Raw genomic sequence first — 23,982 nt, 5'->3', positions numbered from 1 at the left:
CCTTATGCATCGCCCTCGAGCCACGCCAGCACGTCAGCCACGGGCATGACATCGGCGTACTTGAGGTGCAGGTCGGTCAGGTTGGCGTAGTGGTAGCTCTCGTGCTTGTCGGCCACGCACTCCATGGGCACGATGGTGCGGTAGCCGCGGGACAGGCTCTCCACGGCAGTGGCGCGGATGCAGCCCGACGTGGAGCCACCGGTGATGATCACCGTGTCGACCTGGTGCCATACCAGCAGTGACTGCAGCGGCGTTTCAAAAAATGCCGAGGGCATGCGCTTGGTGTAGATTACGTCGCGGCTGCGGTCGATCTCGCAGCGCTCGTCGAACTCGGCACGCTCGGAGCCGTACTTGATGTTTTGCAGCGAGTCGGGGGTGTCGGTACGGGTGCCCCACACGCCTGCATCTTCGGCGGAGTCCAGAAAGGCAACATGGGTCCAGACCACCGGCCAGCCCTTCTCCCGAAAGCCACGCGCCAACTGGTTCGTATACTCCAGCTGTTTGGGGTCGGTTTCGTAGGCGGTCTTGAAGAGGTCGGTGCGGGTGTAGGCCTTTTGCGGGTCCACATTGACCAGCACCGCTTTCTTGCCAAAGCCGAAGGGCACTCGCTGCGGGTTGGCCATCACCTCGTGAAAGATCTCTTTTGCCGTTTTGTCGGTGGTCTGCATTATCGTCTCCTGAGTCGTTATTGGTTGGCGGCACGGGTCACTAATCGCAACGTACCGATGAACGAGCGCTAGCGATTGTCGTACTGTTCGCCCAGCTCCAGCATCGCCTGGGTGCCCAGGTAGTCGTTGAGCTGTTTGAAATCGAGCATCTGCCCGCGGAACGCATCGGTGGTGCCATCCTCTTTCAGCGTGGCAAAAAAGCGGCTGGCCATGTGGGTGATGGCCCGGACCAGGGCGCCTGGGAAAATCACCATCGAAAAGCCCAGCGCTTCCAGGGCCTTGGCATTTTTCAGCGGGGTGTCGCCGCCTTCCACCATGTTGGCCATGATGGGCACCTTGCCTTTGAACTGTGCCATGATCTTGCCGATATCTTCGTCGCTGCGAATGCCTTCGATGAACAGCATATCGACGCCCGCTTCATAGTAGGCCTGGGCGCGCTCGATGGCGCTGTCGGTGCCTTCGACACCCAGTGCGTCGGTGCGGCCGATGATCAGCGTACTGTCGCTTTCCCGAGCGTCCAATGCGGCATGCAATTTGCCGACCATCTCACCTTTGGAGACCAGCGTTTTGCCACGCAGGTGGCCGCAGCGTTTAGGATAGGTCTGGTCTTCCAGCTGAATGGCATTGGCGCCTGCGCGCTCCAGCAAACGTACGCTGCGCATGACGTTCATGGCGTTGCCGAAGCCGGTATCGCAGTCCACCACCACCGAAAGCTGCGTGCGCTCGCGAATGTGCGACATGGCGGTGCAAATTTCGGTAATGCTGAGCAGGCCAATGTCTGGGCGGCCCAACTGGGTGTAGGCCAGGCTGGCACCCGACAGGTAGACGGTGTCGAAGCCTGCTTGCTCGGCAAGCGATGCGCCGAGGGCATCGAAGACGCCGGGGGCCACGACGATCCTGCTGTCGTTCAAGTGCTGCTTCAGTTGGGCTGGCTGGTGCGCCAGGGAAGAGGAAGCCTGATGGGAAATATTGTGTTGGCGTGTCATAGCGGTCTCGTCATGTGGGGGGCGGGTTGCGCCAGCGCCAGGTCATTCCAGACATCCTGGCGGGTAATCAGTCCATCGGTTAATTCGAAGCGGTCAATGAAGCGCACGCTGGCGCTGGTGCTGCCGTCCAACCACTCGACGGCCAGCTCGCCGTGGCACACGACGATGCTCTGGCGAGGTGTCAAACAGTGGTTCACGGCATGAAAGGTTTTACTGACGCGGCGATAACGGTGTCGGGCCCACGCCACCACGTCGTCGAGATGATGCATGGCGGGCGCCCCCGGAAACTGCATGACGACATGCTCGGCCAGACAGCGCTGGGCAAGCGGTAGATCGCGTGCTTCCATGGCGTCCAGAAACGTCAGCACCTGCTGCACGTCATGGGGGTGAACATCGAGGCATTGCGTATTCTTCACGGCGCATTACTCTTGTTGATATGGCAAATGCGGTATGCTGATACGGTGTTTTATATGTATTATATTTAATACATTTTTATGTCTATTGTTGTTCTCGCGTCAAGCCCGATGTGAATATTTTTTGAAGCATACCCTGGAGGGGCGTGAATGAGTGATGCACAGTCCTCGGCGGTGGGTGGGACTAAATCGCACCGGATATACCTGCTGCTGAAAGATGCCATTCTCAGCGGCAGGCTGCCCGCCGACAGCAAGCTGCCGGGCGAAAACAAGCTGGCCGAGCAGCACGGCGTTTCCCGCGTGACCGTTCGGCGCGCCATGGAGGCGCTGCAGTCTGCCGGGCTGGTCGATCGCAGGGCGGGGGTGGGCACCGTGGTGCTGGAGCAGCCGCTGGATGCCACGGTGATGACGGCCAGCGTCTCCAACCTGATGCCCAACATGGTCAAGATGAGCCAGGCGTCCCAGGTGCGACTGCTGGAGTTTGCCTACATTCCGCCCCCGGAGATGATTCGCGAGCGGCTGGGCATGGCCAAGGGCGGCAAGGTGCAGCGTTCGGTGCGGGTGCGGATGGTCGATGGCAAGCCGTTTTCGCATCTGATTACCCACGTGCCGGAAGCCATCGCGCTGCACTACAACGAGATGGATCTGGCCAATACGCCGCTGTTCGTGCTGCTGGAGCGCAGCGGCGTGAAGGTGGACCACGCGTCGCAATCCATTTCGGCCACCTTGGCGAGCCATGACGTGGCCCAGGCGCTGGATGTCACTGTGGGCTCGCCGCTGATCTCCCTGACCCGCGTGGTGTTCGATGAACAGGGGCGAGGAGTGGAGCATCTGGAGGCGCTGTACCGGCCCGATCGCTATCGTTTTCAGATCGATCTGGAGCGCAACGGCAATGGCGATGCGCGGTACTGGGAGCCCCGTGTGGGCGGTGGGCCCACCCAAGGCGAGGGGTAAGTAGGCATTTTTGCTCTGCTTTTAATGTATTAAATTTAATACAGATTTAAAATTTTAAAAAATACATTTGACCTGTGCTGGATAACTGCGCTAGTTGTATTGGGGTAACAATGACAAGCCTGGCAAGGCGCACTGAGGCAGCGAGTGACGACAATGAGTTCCCCCAAGACGCTATTCGACAAGGTATGGCAAACCCACGAAGTGCATCGCAGCGAAAGCGGCCAAAGCCTGCTGTGGGTAGATCGTCACTTTGTCCATGAAGGGTCGTTCCACGCCTTCAACAAGTTGAGCGAAAGGCAGCTACCCGTCGCCCGGCCAGACCTGACCTTTGGTATTGCCGACCACTATGTGCCCACCCAAGCACGCGACCTTGCCGACGTGGCAGACGCCAAGGTGCGCTCGATGATCGAGCAGCTCAGCCATAACACGCAACAGCACGGGGTGACGCTGTTTGGCCTGGAGGATCCTCGCCAGGGGATCGTGCATGTATTGGGCCCCGAGCAGGGGCTTACTCAGCCCGGTATGGTGATGGTGTGCGGCGACAGCCATACCGCCACCCACGGGGCGTTCGGCAGTATTGCTTTCGGGATTGGCGCGTCAGAAGTGGCCCATGTGCTGGCCACCCAAACCCTGTGGCAGAGCAAGCCCAAAGTGATGCGTATTACGGTGGATGGCCAGCTGGCGGCAGGTATCACCGCCAAGGATATCGCCCTGACCTGGATTGCCAAGCTGGGGGCCGACGGCGCTCGCGGCTATGCCATCGAGTATGCGGGCGAGGCGATTCGGGCGCTCTCCATGGAAGCGCGGCTGACGCTATGCAACCTCTCCATCGAAGGTGGCGGGCGCTGCGGCATGATCGCCCCGGATCAAACGACGTTCGACTACCTGCGTGGACGCCCCTGGTGCCCGAAGGGTGAGGCGTTCGAGCAGGCCTGTGCGCACTGGGCGACGCTATGCAGCGACCCTGATGCGGAGTTCGATCTGGAAGTGGTGCTGAATGCCGACGAAATCGCCCCCACGGTGACCTGGGGCGTCTCGCCTGAAGAAGCGCTGCCCATTGATCAGCACGTGCCCGATCCTGCGCAATTGGATGACCCCGCCAAAGCGCGCCAGGCCCGGGAGAGCCTGGCCTACATGGGATTGACGGCAGGGCAAAAGCTCACCGATATCACCATCGACCGCGTCTTCATCGGTTCCTGCACCAATGCCCGGATCGAAGACTTGCGTGCCGCCGCCGCTGTGCTGGCAGGCCATGAAAGCCGCGTGCCGGGCATGGTGTCTCCGGGCTCGACCCTGGTAAAAGCCCAGGCCGAAGCCGAGGGGCTTGACCGTGTTTTCAAGGCCGCAGGACTGGAGTGGCGCCACTCCGGCTGTTCCATGTGTGTGGGCATGAACGGGGATCTGGTGGCCAGCGGCGAGCGCTGTGCATCCACCACCAACCGTAACTTCAAAGGGCGCCAAGGCCCGGGAGCGCGTACCCATTTGATGTCGCCCGCCATGGTGGCCGCCGCGGCCATCAACGGGCGGCTGACCGACGTGCGCCAGCTCGCTTCCTCCTCACCCCGCGCCTCGGGAGAGCCGTCATGAAACCCATCACCATCCTGGACACTCTGGGGGTGGCGTTACCCGCCGCGAACGTCGATACCGACCAGCTGATTCCTGCCCGCTTCATGAAGGAGCCACGCAGCGTGGGGTACGGGCAGTTTCTGCTGCATGACGTGCGCCATGACGAACAGGGCCAGCGGGTGCCGAACGTCATGCTCAATCATCCCATGGCGAGCCAGGCGGAAGTCATGGTCAGTCGACGCAACTTTGGCGCTGGCTCTTCCCGCGAGGCGGCAGTCTATGCGCTGGTGGACGATGGCTTCCGCTGCATCGTGGCGCCGAGCTTTGGCGATATCTTCGCCTCCAACGCCGTCAACAATGGCTTGCTGCCCGCCGTGGTGACGGAGGAGGCCGCAGAACAGCTGCTGCAGGCGCTGTCCGAGGCCCCTGCGCCTATCGTGGTGGACCTGGAAGCGCAGCATATTCGCGTCGGCGAGCTGTGCGTATCCTTTAGCGTCTCGGCCGTGTGGCGCACCAAGCTGCTGAACGGTTGGGACGATATCGATATGACCCGGCAGCATCTTGAAGAGATCGATACTTTCGCCGCGCACTACGAACAGCAGTTTCCATGGGTGGCGCCCGTGCCGCCCAGTGCCGCGATCATCAGCAAAGGATAAAGCGGCCCGGGCCAAGCGGCCGTCAGAGCAGCCACCCCGCGCCGAACATGATGGACCGATAACAACACGACGCACGCTTGCAACAATGGTTTTAGGCAGTAGATCAACACAATAACCGCTACAAAAGATCACCTTGTGCAGGAGACACACATGAAAAAAGTAACCCTTACGTTGGGCATGCTCACGGCGTTGGGTCTACCCATGCCTTGGCGGTGGATCAAATCACCGCCGTCCATGCTTTTCCTCCTTCGCTGATCTACACCCAGAGCTTTCTGGAGTTCGTCGACAAGGTCAACGAGCGCGGTGAGGGCGTGGTGCAGATCAACGTGCGCGGCGGCCCTGAGGTCATCGGTCTTTCCGAGCAACCCGACGCGGTGCGCAACGGCGTGGTGGACATGGCCTACACCGCCGCCAGCTTCTATGCGGGCACAGTGCCTGAGCGTGATGCCATGGTGGCGTCCAATACCAACGCTATCTTTGCCCGTGACAATGGCGGTATCGATCTGCTCAACGAGATCCATCAAGCGAAGATGGGCACCTATTATCTGGGCTGGTTCGATAGTGGCGTGAGCTACAACCTCTACACCATCAACGAGCCTACCATCGATGCAGAGGGCAACCTCAGTGTCTCGGGGCTGCGCCTGCGCAGCAACCCTGTCTATGATGCGTTCTTCCAGGACTATCTGGGCGCCCAGCCCATCAGCTTGCCGACCACCGATGTTTACGCGGCCCTCGAGCGTAGCGTGGTCAATGCCACCGGCTGGACGCAAATCGGCCTGAAAGACCTCAACTGGGATCGCTTCCTCAACTACCGGGTAGATCCCGCGTTCTTTTCCACGGACATGGGCGTGATCGTCAACCTCGACAAATGGAATCAGCTCAGCCCCGAGGCCCAGGAAATCCTTCAGGAAGTGGCCATCGAGCACGAGCGTGACAGCGCCGAGAAGCTGGCAGCCCTTTCCGAAGAGCAGCAGGCCGCTCTGGAGGCCGATGGCATGCAGGTGATCACCCTGGAGGGTGAGGCCGGCGAGCGTTATGCCGAAGCTGCCCGTGAAGCCACTTGGGAACGTATGCGTCGCCAAATGGAGCGCCATCCCATGGGGCTGGAGCACTACGACACGCTGCTTGAGAAGTTCAACGACTTATAAGTAAGCGACCCTGGTGGGCGCTGCCCTGCTTGGGCAGCGCCCATCGGTTTCCAGGCGACTTCCAGGACTTCCTATGCGTTACGCACAACGTGGCTATTTGCTGCTGCTGAACGGCATGGCGCTACTGGCAGCCATCATGCTGGTATGGCTGATGGTGGCCGTGGTGCTCTCGGTCGTGATTCGTAATTTGGGGCTGCAACCTTCGGCGTGGTTCTTTCTCTCCACCGAGTACGCCATGTTCTATCTCACCCTGCTGGGCGCGCCCTGGCTGGTGCGACAGAAAGGGCATGTGCACATCGAGCTGTTGACCTCCATCCTGCCGCTGCCCGCGCTGAATATTCTCAGCCGGGGTGTCTCGCTGCTGTGTGTGGTGGTGTGTGCCGTGCTGGCGTGGAAAGGGCTGGATCTGGTGATGCTGAATATCGAACGCAGCGACTATGACGTACGCGCGTTCTTCGTTCCCAAATGGCTATTGACCATCGTATTTCCCATCAGCTTTACGCTGATGGCCATCGAGTTTGCTCGCTTTGTGGTGGGCCATGAACTCCTTCACAGCGGCGAAGCGGGGATTAAAGAATAATGGAATGGTACTTTGCGCTCGCTTTTCTACTGTCGCTGATCCTCATCTTCATGGCGATCGGTACGCCGATTGCACTGGCCTTCCTGGCAGCCAACGTGATTGGGGCCTGGCACTTCATGGGCGGGCAGGCAGGCATCATGCAGATGCTGAACAATGGCTTTGGCGCGCTTTCAAGCTTCAATCTGGTGCCCATCCCGCTGTTTCTGCTGATGGGTGAACTCTTCTTTCGCACCGGGCTGGGCATGAAAATGTTCAACGCGGTCGATCAGCTGCTGGGCAAGGTGCCGGGGCGCTTGTCCTACGTCACCGTGGTAGGTGGCACGGCTTTCTCCACGTTAAGCGGCTCTTCCATGGGCTCTACGGCATTGATGGGGTCGTTGCTGGTGCCCGAGATGGAACGCCGAGGCTACAAGAAGAAGATGGCCATTGGCCCCATTCTGGGAACCGGCGGTCTGGCGATCATCATTCCTCCGTCAGCGCTGGCGGTGCTGCTGGCGACGCTGGCAAAAGTGGATATTGGCGCACTGCTGATTGCCGGTATTCTGCCTGGCCTGACGTTGGCGGGTTTTTATATCGTGACCATCTTCATCCAGACCCGGCTGGATCCGCAGGCGGCGCCCGCCTATGAACTGGAGCCCGTGCCGCTGAGGGCCAAACTCAAGCTGATCGTGACCGATATTCTGCCCATGCTGAGCGTCATGATTATCATCGTGGGCATGATGTTGATGGGCTTTGCCACGCCCTCCGAGGCGGCTGCCTTCGGGGCCCTGGGCGTCATCATTCTGGCGTTCATTTTCCGCTGCATGACCTGGGAGTCTTTTAAACTCTCGGTCACGGGGGCGCTGAAAGTGACGCTGATGGCTTACCTGATCGTGTTTGGCTCTGCCACGTTCAGCCAGCTGCTGGGCTTTTCCGGAGCGTCAGGCGGCTTGATTGGCTGGGCCACCAGCTTTGAGCTATCACCGATCTTCATGCTGCTGGCCATGTTTGCCGTACTGCTGGTGCTGGGTACCTTCATGGAGCAGATTTCCATCATGATGCTGACCGTGCCAATTTTCTTCCCGTTGGCGCAGGCGCTGGGATTCGACCTGATATGGTTTGGTATCGTGGTGCTGCTGGCGCTGGAGATCAGCTTCTCGACACCGCCGCTTGGGCTGTTGCTGTTCGTGATGAAAGGCGTGGCGCCAGCGGGGACGACCATGCGTGAAATCTACTCGGCGGCAATCCCTTATATTCTCTGTTCGATGCTGCTGGTTGCCGTGCTGATCGTGTTTCCGGGGCTGGCGACCTGGCTACCCAGCATGTTGCAGTGAACGATATTAGGGGCGCGTAAGAACATCGCAAAAGAGAGGCAGCTGCCTCTCTTTTGCTTGGGATGACGTTGGGTGGGCGGCGTGTGCTTATTCCCAGGCAGGGAAGGGGTCCGGGAGCTGCTTCCACGCTTCCATGCCTTCCAGCAACTCTGCTTCGCTCAGCAGGCACTCATCCAGCGCAGCACGCATGCGGGATTGATCCATGTTCTGGCCAATGAACACCAGCTCCTGGCGCATGTCGCCAAACGGCTCTTGCCATTTCTCCAGGATGAACTGGCGGTATTCCGGGTCTTCCGGCCAGTTGGCTTCCGGAATGGCTTTCCAGAACACCCCGGCGGGGCCGTGATGGGCAATACCGCCTGCCTGGCTCCACTGGCCCGCGTAGCGGGGGCGAGTGGCCAGCCAGAAAAAGCCTTTGGAGCGCAGCAGACCCTTGCCGAACCACTCGGCATTCAGCAGGTCGTGAAATTTTTGCGGGTGGAAGGGGCGGCGGGCGTGGTAGGCGAAGCTGCCAATGCCGTACTCTTCGGTTTCCGGCACGTGCTCTCCGCGCATCTCCTTGAGCCAGCCGGGCGCCTGCTGGGCGCGCTCGAAATCGAACTTGCCGGTATCCAGCACCTTGTCCAGCGGGACGCCGCCTTGGGTGATGGGCACCAGCTCGGCCTCCGGGTTGAGCGAGCGCAGGATCGCTTTCAGTGACGCCAGTTCGGTCTCACTGATCAAGTCCGTCTTGCTGATCAGCAGCACATCGCAAAACTCGATCTGGTCCACCAGCAGGTCGGCGACGTTGCGCTCATCGTCCTCGCCCAGGCTTTCTCCCGCCTCGGCCAGGCTCTGCGCTTCTTGGTACTGAGCCAGGAAGTTGGCGCCATCGACCACGGTGACCAGCGTGTCCAGTCTTGCGACCTGGGAAAGGCTCTGGCCGCTTTCGTCTTCGAAGGTAAAGGTTTCTGCCACGGGCAGCGGCTCGGAGATGCCGGTGGACTCGATGACCAGGTAATCGAATTTGCCCTCGCGAGCCAGTTGGCTCACCTCTACCAGCAGATCTTCGCGTAGCGTGCAGCAGATGCAGCCGTTGCTCATTTCGACCAGCCGCTCTTCCGAACGATTCAGTGCGACGTCACTGTCCAGCATCGGCTCGCCGGGGCCGCCGCGTACCAGTGCACCATCGATATTGACCTCGCTCATGTCGTTGACGATCACCGCCACGCGACGACCCTCGCGATTGGCGAGAATATGATTGAGCACGGTGGTTTTCCCCGCGCCCAGAAAGCCGGAAAGCACGGTCACGGGTAAAGGAGCGAACGCAGACATTGCCAGTACCTCTAAACGGGTTTATGTTATGTGATAATATAACATTTATTTGCCGATGAAAACGATACCTTGAATACTGGCTGATCAGGACGTGAGCTTACCGCTTGTATTGGGTTGGGCAGTAACCGCGCAGAACCTCTGGGGAGCGCAGTGCAGCATGCTTGGTGGTTCTACCTGATACCCGTTGGCGCCATAGGCGAAAAGAGGTCGGTTTGAGCTGGTGACGCATGATGGCGATCACCTCAGGCTCGCCTAGCCCGAACAGTGATGCAATTGCCTCGAAAGGAGTACGATCCTCCCAAGCCATCTCGATGATGCGAGACTGCTCGTCGAGTGGCAAACGATGAAAGCGTTTTACAGCAGCATGGGGCATGGCGGGGTCAATGGCGCAAAGAGTGGTACGTTCATTGTACGCTATGAGCAACTTGTATTGGTACTGTCTGGTTTGTCTTTGGCTGCCAGCAGGGCTCGAAAAAGCCCGTTCATCAGCACTGGCCGATCATGACGAATCCGAAAACCTGCCTGCGTCAGCAGTGGGGTTGCTTGGCGAGTGATGTCGGTAGCGATAAAAGAGGTCAGCAGATTCAACGCCCGTCGCCCCCTTCCCGCTGCGTGGGTGTCAGGCTGAAACTTGTCCAGGACGCACAGCTGCCCGCCGGGCTTCAAGACGCGAAACGCTTCTGCCAGCCCTTTTTCGGGTTGGGGCATGACCGCCAGGATCAGATGCATGACCACCACATCGAAATGCCCATCGGCATAATCCAGTGCCGCAGCATCCATGATCTTGCACAGCACGTCTCGCTGGTGGCGGTTGGCCCTGGCGTCGGCGCGCTTCAACATGGCGGGCGTCACATCGGTCAAGTGCACTTCCAGCTCACGGGGGAGAAAGTGAAGGTCCAGCCCCGTACCGGCTCCTACCACCAATACGCGCATGCCCGGTTCCCAATCCACGTGGCTTAGCGCCACCTGGCGCGGTTTACGCAGTGCTCGTGAGATCAGAACGTCATAAACAGGTGCATACAGGCTATAGCGCAGACGATTCCAGGCGGTGGTATTCAGCATGAGCGTTACCTTGTGATGCGCATTGGGCAGTCGGGCGTGTTGGCGCGGAAGGCATGAACATCTATAGCATGAATATCGAAAGGCTACCAAGCAGTACGATTTATTCTTGGATACACTTTGAATCCATTTTGTTACTTATGGATACATTTTGTGGTGGTTTGACGTGGTGCGGAGGGGCAGATTACTCACCCAAAGAGGCCTGTTGCTGTAAGCGGTGGGCAAGACTTTCGGTAATGTCCAGTATCAGTTGTCGATCTTGTTGCTTTAATGGCGCTAATAAGAGTTTGATTCTTTGCGTCTGGTCATCGATATGTACACTGGCTTCTCCGAGTAATTCCGCGGCCTCACAATTGAAAATCTCGGCTAATTCAAGTAAGCGCACAATATTGGGTATGACGCGCCCTCTCTCAATACGTGATACCGCTTCGTTGCCTACCCCCAACCGCTCGGCAACCTCTTCTTGAGTGAGTTGGCAGCGTATTCGCTGCTTGGCAATGGCTCGTCCGATATTTCCAGCTAGCCGTTTCTGTTCAATTTTGTTCACACTTTCCTCCATATAGCCCTGAATGGTTGGGGAACGGCCTATTGACATGAAGGACTGTTTAGGTTGAATATCATCCTGATGGGTTGAGTGATGATGAGGTCCCAAGCTTTTTTTTCACGCCAGCGCGCACGCGCAGCGTTAAACCGATTAACTTTTTTTAAATTAGTCATTTGATTAAATGTTGATGCTGGTGGGGAGAAAGTGAAGTGAGTTTCATTAGGTTTTGAAACCCAGTCATGAATCGTTTTTAAGATGACGAAAAAAGAGTCTTGTTGAGTGCGTTAAAACAGCAAGATAGTGAATGCAGGTGAGCAGTACAGAAACTCGAATCAAGTCAGTGAGCCCGCTAAAGGGTTGACTACTCATACCATCACTGTATGGCTCAGGGATGATCACACAGCGGTCAATAAGGCTTATTAAAAAGCATTTGGCTTGCCATCGTGGCTGACCTATAGAACCCGAAGGCGCTAAATATCATGGCTTCCACGACGGCTCCAGAAATTTTTCAGCAACTCGCCGCCAGCTTGACGCGTGTCAGCCAGGGTGATTTTTTTTGTCACGTTGCTGAGTCCCTTGCTGCTCTGCTCGATATCGACCATGTCATGATTGCGCGTATCGAGCCTCGCAAGAAAAGAGCGCTGCCACTGGCCACATGGTCGTGCAGCGGCTTTGTCGATGCGCCGAGTTACGATTTGAAGCATACCCCGTGTGCCCAAGTGTCGTCAGACACCTGTTTCCACATGCCATCCCAGGTAGCTGCTCGCTTTCCTCATGACCCCAAGCTGGCGGTGTATGATGCCGAAGGATATCTTGGTGTGCCCATGTCGGACGCGTCTGGGCAGTGTCAGGGCATCATTGCCATGATGCACTCGGCCCCTCTCGAATTGCCTGACTATGCCACTGAAGTGCTGCGTATCGTGGCTTCCCTGGCAGGGTTCGAGTTGTCTCGACGTCAGGTTGGCGCGAGAGCCGATGAACAAATCGCCAGCAAGCAGCGTGCCCTGAGGCTGTTGAATCGCGTCAACGAAGCACGTTTTCACGCCACGGACGAGCAGGGGTTGCTCCAGGCAGCCTGCCGAGCCATGGTCGAAGTCGGTGGCTACAGTGCTGCCTGGGTGCACGAGCGCCCGCCGTCGTTTGCCCAATGTGAGCTGGGGCCGGTCACGGCCAGCGTTGATGAAGAAAGTGGCGACCTGGCGTGGTTGAGCCCCAGGCAGTTGTTGATCGAAGGGGGCAGCCGTGCTCTGGCGCTGACGGCGCTGGAAACCCAAGAAGCCGTGGTCTGGGCCCCGTCGCTGGCGGGTGAATATTCTGAACAGGCCTTCATGCTACGAGAGCTTGGTGTCAATGCCTTCGTTGCACTGCCGCTGATCTACCGAGGGCAACGGCAGGGTGTCATGTGCCTTTACCAGGCAGAAGACGCGACGATAACCACAAGAGAGCTGCGGCTATTGAGTGAGCTGGCTGACGATGTTGCCTTCGGGGTCGACAACCTCTTGCATCGGCGATCCGAAGCGCGTATCCAGCACGCAGTGGCGCAGGTGGCGACAGCCGTTTCGGCTCAGCATGGGCAGGCCTTTCTGACCCAACTGACGGATCACATGGCCAATGCGTTGGCGGCCGAAGTAGGCTTCATTGCCACACTAGATGAGCGTGACCCCAATCTCGCCAACGTCTTGTCGCTGTTCGTGAACGGTCAGCCACAGGCACCTTTCAGTTACCATCTGGCCGGGGTGCCGTGTCAGGATGTGCTCATCGAGCAGGAGTGCGTCGTTCTTGAAGGAGCAGGTATCCGCTTGCCCAAGGAAGCCAACGGCGCATTGGAATGGGTCAATGCTTATGTGGGGCGTCGGCTGGACGATGTCGAAGGACGGCCCGTGGGCATCATCGGGGTCATGTTCAAGGCACCTTTGGAGGATGCCCATATCGTCTGCACCGTGCTGCAAATCTTCGCGGCGCGGGCTGCCTCGGAGTTGGGACGTCAAAAAGATGAAGCGCGCATTCGACAGCTGGCATTCTGCGATGCCGATACCCAACTCCCCAATCGGGCAGATTTCATTCAACACCTCGAAGAGCGAGTGATTCGCAAGACGAGTTCGCGCTTTGCATTGCTGCTCCTGGATCTCAATCACTTCAAGGAGATCAATGATACCGCGGGACATGACATTGGCGATCTGGTGTTGAAAAAAGTCGCCCAGCGCTTTCGTCATGCATTGCCTGCCGGGGAGTACCTGGCAAGGCTGGGAGGAGATGAATTTGTCGTGGTGTGTGACAACGCCAACGATAAAGGCCGTGCCTTGATAACCGCCGAGCGGCTATGCAACAGTTTAGAGAATCCTATTGTTATAGAGCAGCACTCTTGCGAATTATCGGTCAGCGTGGGCATTTCGCTCTATCCGGTACACGGGCAAACAGCGCAGGCGTTATTAAAGCATGCGGATATCGCCATGTACCAAGCGAAACGTCACAAGCTGTCTGCTCGTACGTTCGAACACTGGATGGGCCGCGCCGTGGCCGATCAACTACGCATTGCCAAGCGCCTGGCAGTGGCGCTGTCCAACCACTCCCTTTATCTCCACTTTCAACCTCAGGTCGACATGCGTACCGGCGAACTGATCGGTGCCGAGGCGCTGTGTCGCTGGCGGGACGATGAGCTTGGCGAAGTCCCGCCCAGTCAGTTCGTGCCTATTGCGGAAGATCGAGGGATGATCGTGGCACTGGGCAATTGTGTCATCGAACAGGCGTGCCAGCAGTTGGCTGCCTGGCAGCGTCAAGGGTGTCAATTGAGCGGCCAGCTCTCCATCAATATTGCCGCAGACCAGTTTGAAGATAGCGAACTGGTGGCCACCTTACTGAATAGCTGCCGACAGCATAGTATCGCCCCCGACCAGCTGAGCGTCGAGATCACGGAAAGTGGCATCATGACTCACCCTGAGGACGCCATTGCAACCACCGAGATCTTGAAGGGTCATGGCCTGGGCTTATCCATCGACGATTTCGGCACGGGCTATTCGTCGTTGGCCTACCTGAAGCGTTTTGCCGCCGACCGGATCAAAATCGATATTTCGTTCATCCGTGACATGCTGGTCAGTGATAGCGACCGCACCATCGTGGCCACGATCATCGCCATGGCCGACACATTGGGGCTGCAAACCATCGCCGAGGGCATCGAGTGTCAGGCCCAGGCAGAAGCGCTGCTGGAAATGGGCTGTTATCAGGCGCAGGGCTATTTTTACGACGCACCGCTCGACCCGCAGCAGTTTGCCCAACGCTGGCTGCTACCTGGCTGAGACGAAGGCATGGCGGCAACGATGTGCCGCCATGCATTGACCAACGATCATCTTGGCGCGTTGATCATCGGTAACGTCTAGAACTCGCTCCACTCAGGTTCCAGAGGTTGCCGAGCGGTGGCGTTGCGAAGGCCCGCTTGAAGCTTGGCAGGCAGAGTGTTCAAGACGGTGGCGGGCTTGGCAGTGAAGCTGGCGCTTTTCTGCTGGCCATTGATCTTGAAGGTCGCAATCAGCTCGGCCAGCCGGTTCGCTTCGTCCTGCAAAGAAGCGGCGGCGGTGCTGGTTTCAGAGACGAGCGAGACGTTTTGCTGAGTGGCCGAGTCCATCTGAGTAATGGCCGTGCTCACTTGGCTGATGCCACTCTCCTGCTCATTGACTGCCAGCGCAATCTCCTGCATCAGTTCATTGACCTGCTTGACTGCCGTGACCGTACTGGCCATCCCTTCGGCACTGCGTTCGGATTGACGGGCCCCTTCCTTGATGCGCGCGGCAATGTCATCGATGATCGTGCGAATCTGTGCAGAAGATTCGGAGGTCTTGGTCGCCAGCTTGCGAACCTCGCCTGCCACGACGGCGAAGCCCCGTCCGTGAGCGCCTGCCCGTGCGGCTTCTACCGATGCATTGAGCGCGAGAATACTGGTTTGAAACGCGATTCCTTCGATCACTTGAATGATGTCTTGCACTCGCTGTGAATGACGCTCCATATCTTTCATCAACGCCGTGGTTTGTTCGACTTCTTGCCGAGCAGCGCTGGCCTTGGCAGAGGCAGTGACCGTCAATTCACTGGCCGTACTGGAGGTCTGGTTATTTTGGCTCACCGTCGATGACATCTGCTCCATGCTGGCGGCGGTTTCTTGCAAGGCGCTGGCCTGCTCTTCGGTGCGCGACGCCAGGTCTTCGCTGCCGCTGGCAATATCACGAGCATTTTGCGCCACCATCTGGCTGGTCTGAGAGAGTGTCAGCATCATCTCCGTAAGCCGGGTTTGCATCGCCGCCATCGCCTGGTAGAGCTTGCCGATTTCATTGCTTCCCTGATCGTTGATAGGGCGGGTCAAATCACCTTGGGCAATGTGGTCGCAAATTTCCACGGCTTGTCCAAGAGGTGACACGATGTACCTTCTCAGAACGACCTGCAGCGTCACCAACAGTATCAAGGAGGCGAACAAGACCCCCGCCACGGTCCACACGATGTGCTGGTTCGTTGCTTTGGCCTCGCTCTGCATCTCGTCGGCAATCGTGTTGGCAAAGCGTGAAAACTCACGGGTGGCTAGCGTAAAGGCAGTCGCCGCGCTTTCCATACGTCTCGATTCACTCTCGATGAGGGAGACATTGCCAGCAGCTACTGCTTGACGAAGCGTTGGAGTGATCATCTCGTTGTAACGCTGAATGACCTCCATGTAATAGGGGTAGCGCTGTTGCTGCTCTGTGACGTTATAGCCGTTGAGCTCTTCGAAGCGTTGGGTGGTACGCTCCAGGCTTTCACGCATCAGCGACTGTGCCTGGCTCATGTCGGGATGATTGTCTCGGGCCAGGTCCGTGTAGCGCGCCATGCGCAGTCGCAGTTCCATCAAATTGACGTCCATACGGTTCGACGCATTGACCTGTTTCGCCGTCAATTCATTCAGTTCACTCATGTCTCTGACATTTTTGCGTGCTGCGGTAATGGCAAATGCACCTACCAGCAGTATGAGTATGGTGAGAAGCACCATAGAGGCGGTCAGGCTATGCTGAATTCTAATGTTCTTCATGGGGTGTACCGTCGAGGAGTGAGTCAAGCAAGTGGGAGTAAGTTGTCAACGGCATAAATGAGGGAGGCAAACCGCCTTCGGCATTTTGTTCATCATGTGGAATTTAGTGCGCCTTATAAATGCCCGCAATTTTTTTTGTACGGTTATGCTTAAGCTGTATGGGCCTTGTACTGCTTTTTGCTGCCTACCAAAGGACGAAATTTAAAATGCTGTTTCTTATACAAGGTTTTACAATTGGGGAAGATTCTTAACATTTTAATTTTAATAATGATAATCATTTGCTTTTTATATGCAGCGTATGTGATGGGCACTCGCCAAATTGACGCCGATAGTCGTGGGCAAACTGCCCCAAATGGCAAAACCCCCAGTACGTGGCAATCTCGGTGACCGTCTGGGGCGGCACGGCGGCGCGCAGGGCGCGTCGCACATGGTTCAGCCGCGATAGGCGTAAAAACTGAAGTGGGCTGATCCCCAGAATGGAGGTAAAGCTGTATTGCAGCGTGCGTCGGCTGACATGGGTCAGATCGCATAGCGCTTCCATGGTCATGGGCCCTTCGTGATGCTCTTCGACGTAGCGTTTGACGCTGTCCACCACTGCCTTGCGGTGTGCATGGCTGGGGGGCAGCTCCTCATTGGGTTGCCAGGTCCCCAACAGCTCCAGAAGGCCCATCATGACGATGTCCTGGTGCAGCCGTTCGGCAACGGGGGCTCCTTGTTCTCCCAATAGCCGCTCCAGAACGAACATCAAGGCGTGCCGTGTCGATGGGTGAACCATGCGTCTTGGTTCCCGCCTCCAGCGTTCATCCAAAGCAATACCCTGCTGCTGAGCGGCAGCGTAGAGTGCAGGCAGTCGCACGACCAGCCCGTAGATATCGAAGTGGCCTGGGGTCACCAGCTCGAAAGCCTGGCCACCCGGGCGGCACATGATCTGGTTGCTTGCCAAGGGTTGCCCATTGATGCGTGAGCCGTGGGGGCGAACGGGAATCCCCAGCCACAGCGAATCCTCCCACACCTGGCAATCCTGGCGCAGCGCCTGTTCGGTGTGCTCCTTGAAGAGCTGGACGGCGGGCAGCGCGATTTCATCCAGCCGCCCGTAAAAGCGGCCTGGGCTGAGCTGGTCGTACTGCTGCTGCCAGTGCGTCAGGTTCTGGGCGTGCTCGTCGGCATCGCAGGCTTCTCGTGTGCACTTTTGTGGTGCGTTATTCGACAACGTCATCTCCATGACCTGCTCCTGAAGGTGTCGCCATGTGTCTGTTCTGCGATGGGGTTTTTGGCAAGATTTTGTTTTCGTTTGTTTTTCGAGCCTGTCAGGTGGTTTGCCAAAACTCGATACTCCCCGTTAAGTGATAGCGCTATTGTGACAACAAGCAAGTTTTGTTCCGTTTACAAGCACGAAACAGCACCGCCCAATACGAGGCAGGGCAGGAGAGGCCTATGGCGCACTATCACTCGACGGTGGGCAGCCGCCATTATCGATTCAAGGGGCTGGCCGAACTGATGGCCAAAGCCACGCCGCCGCGTTCGGGAGATCGACTGGCCGGCGTCATGGCAGACACTGCCGAAGAGCGGGTGGTGGCCCAGATGGTACTGGCGGAGCTGCCGCTCACGACCTTCTTGAACGAAGCGCTGATTCCCTACGAGCAGGATGAAATCACTCGCCTGATCATCGATGACCACGATGCCCAGGCCTTTGCACCGCTGCAGCATCTCACCGTGGGCGACTTCCGCAACTGGCTGCTCTCTGATCACGCCACCAGCGAGGCCCTGGCCGCTGCCCGCCCTGGCATCACACCGGAAATGGCCGCAGCAGTGAGTAAGCTGATGCGCAACCAGGACCTGATGCTGGTGGCGAAGAAGTGTCAGGTGACCACGGCGTTTCGTAACACCATCGGCCTGCCGGGACGGCTTTCCACTCGCCTGCAGCCCAATCACCCCACCGATGACGTGACCGGTATCGCGGCCAGCATTCTCGATGGCCTGCTGTATGGCAGTGGCGACGCGGTGATCGGCATCAACCCCGCCACCGATAACGTCGCCCAAAGCATCAAGCTGATGCGCCTGATGGATGAGGTGATTCAGAAATACGAGATTCCTACCCAATCCTGCGTGCTCACTCACGTCACCAATACCCTGGAAGCCATCGAGCAGGGCGCGCCGGTGGACCTGGTGTTTCAATCCATCGGCGGCACCGAAGCCACCAACCGCAGCTTCGGGTTCGATTTGAGCACCCTAGCCGAAGCTGAAGCCGCCGCACAAACTCTGAACCGGGGCAGCGTAGGTCGCAACGTGATGTATTTCGAAACCGGCCAGGGCAGCTCGCTCTCGGCCGACGCTCATCACGGGCTGGACCAGCAAACCTGCGAAGCCCGCGCCTACGCCGTGGCGCGCAAGTTCAACCCGCTGCTGGTCAATACGGTGGTCGGGTTCATCGGCCCTGAATATCTGTACGACGGAAAGGAGATCACCCGCGCGGGACTCGAGGATCACTTCTGCGGCAAGCTGTTGGGCGTGCCGATGGGGTGTGACGTGTGCTACACCAACCACGCCAACGCCGATCAGAACGATATGGATAACCTGCTGACGCTGCTGGGCGTGGCGGGCTGCAATTTCGTGATGGGTATCCCCGGCTCCGACGACATCATGCTCAACTATCAAACCACCTCGTTTCACGACGCGCTCTATGCCCGCCGGGTGCTGGGGCTGAAAGCCGCGCCGGAGTTCGAACAGTGGCTGGCCAGAATGCAGATCTTCCAGGATGTGAGCACCCATCGCCTGAACGACCAGCTTCCCGCCGCCTTTGCCAATAGCCTGCGTCACTTGCCGAAAGGGAGCGACTAAGATGCCGAAGCCACCCTCGCAGGACACCAGGGCGCCCATCGTCATCGAAAACCCTTGGGAGCGCTTGCGCGCTTTTACCGATGCGCGCATCGGGCTGGGGCGTGCCGGGGTGAGCCTGCCCACCCATCAACTGCTTGCATTTCAACTGGCCCATGCCCAAGCCCAGGACGCAGTGCACTGCCCGCTCGCGTGCGAGGCACTGGCCGATGAGCTCACTCGGCAACTGGCGTTGGCCAGCGCGCCGCTGGTGGTACACAGCCGCGCTGAACACCGTGCCATGTACCTGCAGCGCCCCGACTACGGCCGACGGCTCGACGAGCCATCCCGGCAGGCACTGCAGCAAGCGGCGGAGAGCGGCCAGCGCTATGACCTGGCGGTGGTGGTGGTGGATGGCCTCTCGGCTTTGGCAGTGCAGCAGAACAGCGCCCCGTTTCTGGCCGCCCTTTACGACGCACTGCAGCGCGACCACCACGACTGGCAGCTGGCACCGCTGACCCTCGTCGAGCAGGGGCGCGTAGCCATTGGCGATGAAGTGGGCGCGCTGCTCAATGCCGACGCCGTGCTGGTGATGATTGGTGAGCGCCCCGGCCTCAGCTCGCCGGATAGCCTGGGGCTCTACATGACCTGGGCCCCCGAAGTGGGCTTGAAGGATGACCGACGCAACTGCATCTCCAACGTGCGCCCCGCTGGGCTGGCCTATGCAGAGGCGGCAAGGCGACTACTGCTGCTGTTGCGCGAAGCGCGGGAGCGCAAGCTCTCTGGCGTGAAGCTCAAGGACCGCAGCGAAGACAACGTGCTGGAGGGCAGCCACTCGACCCGGAATTTCCTCGTGGCCGATTGAAAAAACAGGCGACGGCTCAAGACGCGAGATGACTTCTCCGCTCGCGCTCTGAACAGCCATTTCCACACAACAAGAACATCGCCAATCACAACGCAAACAACGCAGCACGCCGCTGACACCCATTGCGTTCCACACTGAAAAAGGGCGAGACCATGACACAACCAACGGTTGATCAGACGTATCTGGCGAAGCGCCAGCTGCGTAAGGGTACGGCAGGCTGGATGCTGCTGGCGGGACTTGGGGTTTCCTACGTTATTTCGGGGGATTTTGCGGGCTGGAACTTTGGTATTGCCGAAGCGGGCTGGGGGGGCTTTGCCATCGCCGCCTGTCTGATGGCCGTGATGTACCTGGCTCTGGTGCTCTCCCTGGCCGAAATGTCCGCAGCGATCCCGGCGGCAGGCGGGGGCTACAGCTTTGCCCGCCAAGCCATGGGGCCGGCGGGAGGCTACTTGACGGGGCTGGCGGTATTGATCGAATACGCGCTGGCGCCTGCAGCCATCGTGATCTTCATCGGTGCGGCGGTCGAGGCCTTGTTGGGTGTCAACGGCCCGCTGGTGTATCTGCTGTTTTATGCGGTGTTCATCGGCATTCACCTCGCCGGGGTGGGCGAAGCGCTGAAGGTGATGATGGTGATCAGCGGCTTGGCGGTCTTTGCGATTCTGGCCACCGCCGTGGCGCTGATCGGTGACTTCGATGCGGCCAACCTGTTCGATATTGCCCCCACCGAGGCGGCGGGGGCGAGTGCCTTCATGCCCTTTGGCTGGTACGGTATCTGGGCGGCACTGCCCTTCGGCATGTGGTTGTTCCTGGCGGTAGAAGGCGTGCCGTTGGCGGCCGAAGAAGCCAAAGACCCCGCCCGCGACATGCCCAAGGGCATCATCGGTGCCATGCTGTTTTTGCTGTTCACGGCACTGCTGGTGGTCGTGCTGCTGGCGGGAGCCACCAGCGCCGAGATGATCGGCCAAAGCGGCGTGCCGCTGGTGGATGCCTTGAATGCTGCAGGCAACCCGACGCTGGCGACCCTGGTCAATGTGCTGGGCCTGGCGGGCTTGATTGCCTCGTTCTTCTCGATCATTTATGGCTACAGCCGCCTGGTGTTTGCGCTCTCCCGGGCGGGCTATCTGCCTAAACGGCTGTCTCTGACCAGCGAACGTAAAGTGCCTTACCTGGCGCTCATCGTGCCGGGGGTGTTTGGCTTCCTGGCCTCGCTGAGCGGGGAGGGTGACCTGATGCTGGGCATGGCCGTCGTGGGGGCGACCATTTCCTATGCGCTGATGGCGTTCAGCCATATCTGGCTGCGCCTCAAACAGCCTGAGCTGCCGCGCCCCTACAGAACGCCGGGTGGTATCGTCACCTCGTCGGTGGCCCTGGTACTGTCGCTGGTGGCCATGACCGGTGTATACGCCTTCGACCCCCGCGCATTCAACTACACCCTCCTGCTGTTTGTGGCGGGGGCGGCTCACTACTTCCTGTACAGTAAAAATCATCTGGTGGCGAAAACGGCCGAGGAGGAGTTCGCGCTGGTCACTGCGGCGCCAGAAGAGATCGAGCCCCCTGCTGCGGGCGTCGCCGCCGCCAAGCTTTAATCAGCGCGGCGAATCACCTAGTCTGAAGCTCGGCAGCCCGCCTCTGGCCCTGGTGCCAAGGCGGGCTCATTGGCCAAGCGACAGAGGGAAACCGTGATGATGCTCGACTTTACCGACCCAGCACTGGGCGATGCCGAACAGGCGCGCTGGTACGCCGTGGACGATGGCGTGATGGGCGGCGTGTCCCACAGCGGCTTTCGTGTGGAAGAGAGGCATGGCTGCTTCTATGGAGAGGTCTCGCTGGAAAATGGCGGCGGCTTTGCCTCGGTGCGCCGTGAGCCCGGCGCGTTTGAGCCAACCCTGGCCCAGGCCAAGGGCATCACGCTGCGGGTGCGCGGCGATGGCCGTCGCTATCAACTGCGCCTCAAAAGCCACGCGCTGGACGATGCAAGTGCCTACCGCGTGGCGTTCACGCCCAGCGCCCAGCAGTGGGAAACGCTGCATTTCAGCTGGGCGCAGTTCGACGCCGTGCGCCGGGGGACGCTGCTGTCCAACGCGCCGCCGCTCGAGCCCGGCACCGTTCACCAGCTGGGCTTTCTGATTGCCGACCGCACCGCCGGACCGTTTCAGCTGGAAATTGCCTTCATCTCGACGTATTCGCAGGACTAATTTTCACAGGACTCATTTTCACAGGACTAAGGTCGTCTCGTATGTAGTTTGCCGTTCGAGGAGTCTGGGAAGCCTTCTATCGACGTGAGCCCGCTTGATGAAACACTCTCCGGCCTACCGCCTGGCGGCGACGGTACTGCATGGGTTCGATGAGTACCGTGCACGCTTCCAGCAGATCACTCAGGACGCCAGCCGCCGCTTTCGCGATGCGGCGTGGCGCGAGGCGCAGCAAGCTTCGGCGGCGCGGATCAATCTCTACGGCGAAAAAGTCCAGGACACGCTGGGGCGCCTGCAGCGTACGTTTCCCCAGGACGTGCTGGCCCACTGCGAGACCTGGCGAGAAGCCCGCCGACACTACGCCAACCTGATCGGCCAGCGGTTGGATTACGAGCTGGCAGAGACCTTTTTCAACTCGCTGTTCTGTTCGGTGTTCGAGCATCGTCATATTCGCAACGACTGGATGTTCGTCTACAGCTCCCGTGAGGACGCCGCGCACCGTTCGGGCATCGAGCTGTGCCGCCGTCATGCGGTCAACGGCGACTGGGCTGGAGCGCTGGCCTGGGCGCTGCAAGAGGCGCCGCTGGAGACGCCCTTTGCCCATCTGGAACGCGATAGCCAGTTGGGGGCGGGCTTGCTGGAAGCCCAGCTGCCCGCCCGCCTCTGGCAGGCGGCAGATGCGCGGGTAGAGCTGCTCAACAGCGTCTTCTACCGCAACAAAGGGGCCTACCTGGTGGGGCGTATACTCGGCGGCGGCGAGCAGGTGCCGTTGGTGCTGCCGATTCTGCATGGCGAAGGGTACGGCGAGCAGCAGGGCGGTGACCCCCGCCTGCATCTGGATACCGTGCTCACCGAAACCGATGAAGTGTCGATCATCTTCTCGTTCACCCGTGCTTACTTTCAGGTCGATGTGCCGGTTCCCGGGGAGTTCGTGGGCTACCTGAAACAGCTCATGCCCCACAAGCCGGAAGGCGAGCTGTACGCTGCCATCGGCTTTTTCAAACACGGCAAAACCGAGTTTTTTCGCGCCCTTAACCAGCAGGTGGCCAAGCGCGAAGAGCGCTTCATCATCGCCCCGGGGGTGCGGGGCATGGTGATGGCAGTGTTCGTGCTGCCCAGCTTTCGCACCGTGTTCAAGATCATCAAGGACAAGTTCGACCCCGCCAAGGAGGTCACGCCAGCCATCGTGCGAGAAAAATATCGGCTGGTGAAGCGTCACGACCGGGTAGGACGCATGGCCGATACCCAGGAGTTTTCCAACTTCATCGTGCGCCAGGATCACTTCGCGCCGGAGTGTCTGGCCCATTTGCTGGAAGTTGCCCCCTCCACGGTATCGCTGAAAGGCGACAAGGTGATCATCAAGCACTGCTACACCGAGCGGATGATGACGCCGTTGAACCTCTATCTGGAGCAGTGCAGCGCCGATGAGCGAGTGATGGTGCTGAAGGATTACGGCAATGCCATCAAACAGATGGCAGCCGCCAATATCTTTCCGGGCGATATGTTGCTGAAGAATTTTGGCGTTACCCGTCACGGACGGGTGATTTTTTACGACTACGACGAAGTGAGCTACCTTACGGAGTGTCGTTTTCGCCACATGCCCAAAGCCCAGCAGGGCGATAGCTACATGGATGGCGGCGCTAGCCTCTCCATCGGCCCTCACGATATCTTCCCCGAGGAGTTCGGCCCGTTCATGTTTGCCAACCCCGAACTTCGCGCGCTGTTCATGGAGCAGCACCCGGAGCTGTTCGACCCGGACTACTGGCTAGGGTTGCAGCAGGCCATTCGCAATGGGCGGGTGATCGATGTCTACCCTTACCGCAACAAGCAACGGTTCTCCGGAACCATCGGCCAACTGGTACATTAGTC

21 protein-coding genes are annotated in these 23,982 nt (G+C 59.1%); 12 read left to right on the top strand and 9 right to left on the bottom strand.

The annotated features are described in order from the left end of the window. Positions 1–2: 2 nt before the first annotated feature. From LG409_RS15195 to LG409_RS15185, 3 genes are all read right to left on the bottom strand, one after another. Positions 3–668, bottom strand: coding sequence for an isochorismatase family protein (locus LG409_RS15195; RefSeq protein WP_039180438.1), 666 nt, complete (start codon positions 666–668; stop codon positions 3–5). Between the two features lie 68 nt (positions 669–736). After that, on the bottom strand, positions 737–1,654 hold the full coding sequence (locus tag LG409_RS15190) for an isocitrate lyase/PEP mutase family protein (RefSeq protein WP_096922121.1): 918 nt from the start codon (positions 1,652–1,654) through the stop codon (positions 737–739). Next, positions 1,651–2,070, bottom strand: coding sequence for a nuclear transport factor 2 family protein (locus LG409_RS15185; RefSeq protein ID WP_016914976.1), 420 nt, complete (start codon positions 2,068–2,070; stop codon positions 1,651–1,653). Before LG409_RS15185 ends, LG409_RS15190 begins: the two co-directional genes overlap by 4 nt. A gap of 147 nt (positions 2,071–2,217) precedes the next feature. Between LG409_RS15185 and LG409_RS15180 the strand changes: the two genes are divergently transcribed. The 6 genes from LG409_RS15180 to LG409_RS15155 all read left to right on the top strand — a co-directional run bounded on the left by LG409_RS15180 (position 2,218) and on the right by LG409_RS15155 (position 8,284). After that, positions 2,218–3,021, top strand: a complete 804-nt coding sequence (locus tag LG409_RS15180) for a GntR family transcriptional regulator (protein ID WP_039180436.1) — start codon at positions 2,218–2,220, stop codon at positions 3,019–3,021. Between the two features lie 153 nt (positions 3,022–3,174). Beyond that, the gene (leuC, locus tag LG409_RS15175; protein WP_096922122.1) at positions 3,175–4,608 is read left to right on the top strand and encodes a 3-isopropylmalate dehydratase large subunit; all 1,434 of its coding nucleotides are present in this window, start codon (positions 3,175–3,177) and stop codon (positions 4,606–4,608) included. Next, positions 4,605–5,243: a 3-isopropylmalate dehydratase small subunit gene (leuD, locus tag LG409_RS15170; protein ID WP_144980372.1), complete on the top strand. Its 639-nt coding sequence runs from the start codon at positions 4,605–4,607 to the stop codon at positions 5,241–5,243. Before leuC ends, leuD begins: the two co-directional genes overlap by 4 nt. A gap of 212 nt (positions 5,244–5,455) precedes the next feature. Next, entirely contained in the window at positions 5,456–6,391 is a 936-nt protein-coding gene (gene dctP, locus LG409_RS15165) for a TRAP transporter substrate-binding protein DctP (RefSeq protein WP_227407038.1), read from the top strand. Positions 6,392–6,464: 73 nt separating this feature from the next. Further along, on the top strand, positions 6,465–6,971 hold the full coding sequence (locus LG409_RS15160) for a TRAP transporter small permease (protein WP_016914971.1): 507 nt from the start codon (positions 6,465–6,467) through the stop codon (positions 6,969–6,971). Continuing rightward, a complete protein-coding gene (locus LG409_RS15155) occupies positions 6,971–8,284 on the top strand; it encodes a TRAP transporter large permease (protein ID WP_081195190.1) in 1,314 nt (437 codons plus the stop codon). The genes LG409_RS15160 and LG409_RS15155 overlap by 1 nt, the downstream gene beginning before the upstream one ends. An 87-nt stretch (positions 8,285–8,371) precedes the next feature. Here the strand turns inward: LG409_RS15155 and zigA are convergent, their stop codons facing one another. From zigA to LG409_RS15135, 4 genes are all read right to left on the bottom strand, one after another. Further along, a complete protein-coding gene (gene zigA, locus LG409_RS15150) occupies positions 8,372–9,598 on the bottom strand; it encodes a zinc metallochaperone GTPase ZigA (RefSeq protein WP_189462701.1) in 1,227 nt (408 codons plus the stop codon). 97 nt (positions 9,599–9,695) lie between these two features. Continuing rightward, positions 9,696–9,971 (bottom strand): TIGR03643 family protein, encoded by a 276-nt coding sequence (locus tag LG409_RS15145; protein WP_016914964.1) that lies wholly within the window; start codon positions 9,969–9,971, stop codon positions 9,696–9,698. Between the two features lie 41 nt (positions 9,972–10,012). Further along, the gene (locus tag LG409_RS15140; RefSeq protein WP_039180414.1) at positions 10,013–10,660 is read right to left on the bottom strand and encodes a class I SAM-dependent methyltransferase; all 648 of its coding nucleotides are present in this window, start codon (positions 10,658–10,660) and stop codon (positions 10,013–10,015) included. Between the two features lie 181 nt (positions 10,661–10,841). After that, positions 10,842–11,204, bottom strand: coding sequence for a helix-turn-helix domain-containing protein (locus LG409_RS15135; RefSeq protein WP_026001833.1), 363 nt, complete (start codon positions 11,202–11,204; stop codon positions 10,842–10,844). A 476-nt stretch (positions 11,205–11,680) separates the two neighbouring features. On the opposite strand from LG409_RS15135, the gene LG409_RS15130 reads away from it, so the two are divergent. Further along, positions 11,681–14,494, top strand: a complete 2,814-nt coding sequence (locus LG409_RS15130) for a putative bifunctional diguanylate cyclase/phosphodiesterase (RefSeq protein WP_227407037.1) — start codon at positions 11,681–11,683, stop codon at positions 14,492–14,494. 77 nt (positions 14,495–14,571) lie between these two features. Here LG409_RS15130 and LG409_RS15125 read toward each other — a convergent pair whose 3' ends face one another. Then, positions 14,572–16,242: a methyl-accepting chemotaxis protein gene (locus LG409_RS15125; protein WP_227407036.1), complete on the bottom strand. Its 1,671-nt coding sequence runs from the start codon at positions 16,240–16,242 to the stop codon at positions 14,572–14,574. Between the two features lie 274 nt (positions 16,243–16,516). Beyond that, a complete protein-coding gene (locus LG409_RS15120; protein ID WP_144980360.1) occupies positions 16,517–17,464 on the bottom strand; it encodes a helix-turn-helix domain-containing protein in 948 nt (315 codons plus the stop codon). Positions 17,465–17,676: 212 nt separating this feature from the next. Between LG409_RS15120 and LG409_RS15115 the strand changes: the two genes are divergently transcribed. From LG409_RS15115 to aceK, 5 genes are all read left to right on the top strand, one after another. Then, positions 17,677–19,080, top strand: coding sequence for an ethanolamine ammonia-lyase subunit EutB (locus LG409_RS15115; protein ID WP_016914958.1), 1,404 nt, complete (start codon positions 17,677–17,679; stop codon positions 19,078–19,080). A 1-nt stretch (position 19,081) separates the two neighbouring features. After that, a complete protein-coding gene (eutC, locus tag LG409_RS15110; RefSeq protein WP_039180406.1) occupies positions 19,082–19,921 on the top strand; it encodes an ethanolamine ammonia-lyase subunit EutC in 840 nt (279 codons plus the stop codon). A 152-nt stretch (positions 19,922–20,073) separates the two neighbouring features. After that, on the top strand, positions 20,074–21,507 hold the full coding sequence (gene eat / locus LG409_RS15105; RefSeq protein WP_039180404.1) for an ethanolamine permease: 1,434 nt from the start codon (positions 20,074–20,076) through the stop codon (positions 21,505–21,507). Positions 21,508–21,603: 96 nt separating this feature from the next. Beyond that, the gene (locus tag LG409_RS15100; RefSeq protein WP_227407035.1) at positions 21,604–22,116 is read left to right on the top strand and encodes a CIA30 family protein; all 513 of its coding nucleotides are present in this window, start codon (positions 21,604–21,606) and stop codon (positions 22,114–22,116) included. A gap of 97 nt (positions 22,117–22,213) precedes the next feature. Beyond that, positions 22,214–23,980 carry a bifunctional isocitrate dehydrogenase kinase/phosphatase gene (gene aceK / locus LG409_RS15095; protein WP_227407034.1) on the top strand — a complete coding sequence of 589 codons (1,767 nt, stop codon included), beginning with the start codon at positions 22,214–22,216 and terminating at the stop codon, positions 23,978–23,980. The last annotated feature ends 2 nt before the right edge of the window (positions 23,981–23,982 follow it).

It is taken from the genome of Halomonas sp. NyZ770, from assembly GCF_020616575.1.
GTDB lineage: Bacteria > Pseudomonadota > Gammaproteobacteria > Pseudomonadales > Halomonadaceae > Vreelandella > Vreelandella hamiltonii.
The sequence above is the reverse complement of the archived record's forward strand: the minus strand, read 5'-3'. Positions and strand labels throughout refer to the sequence as shown.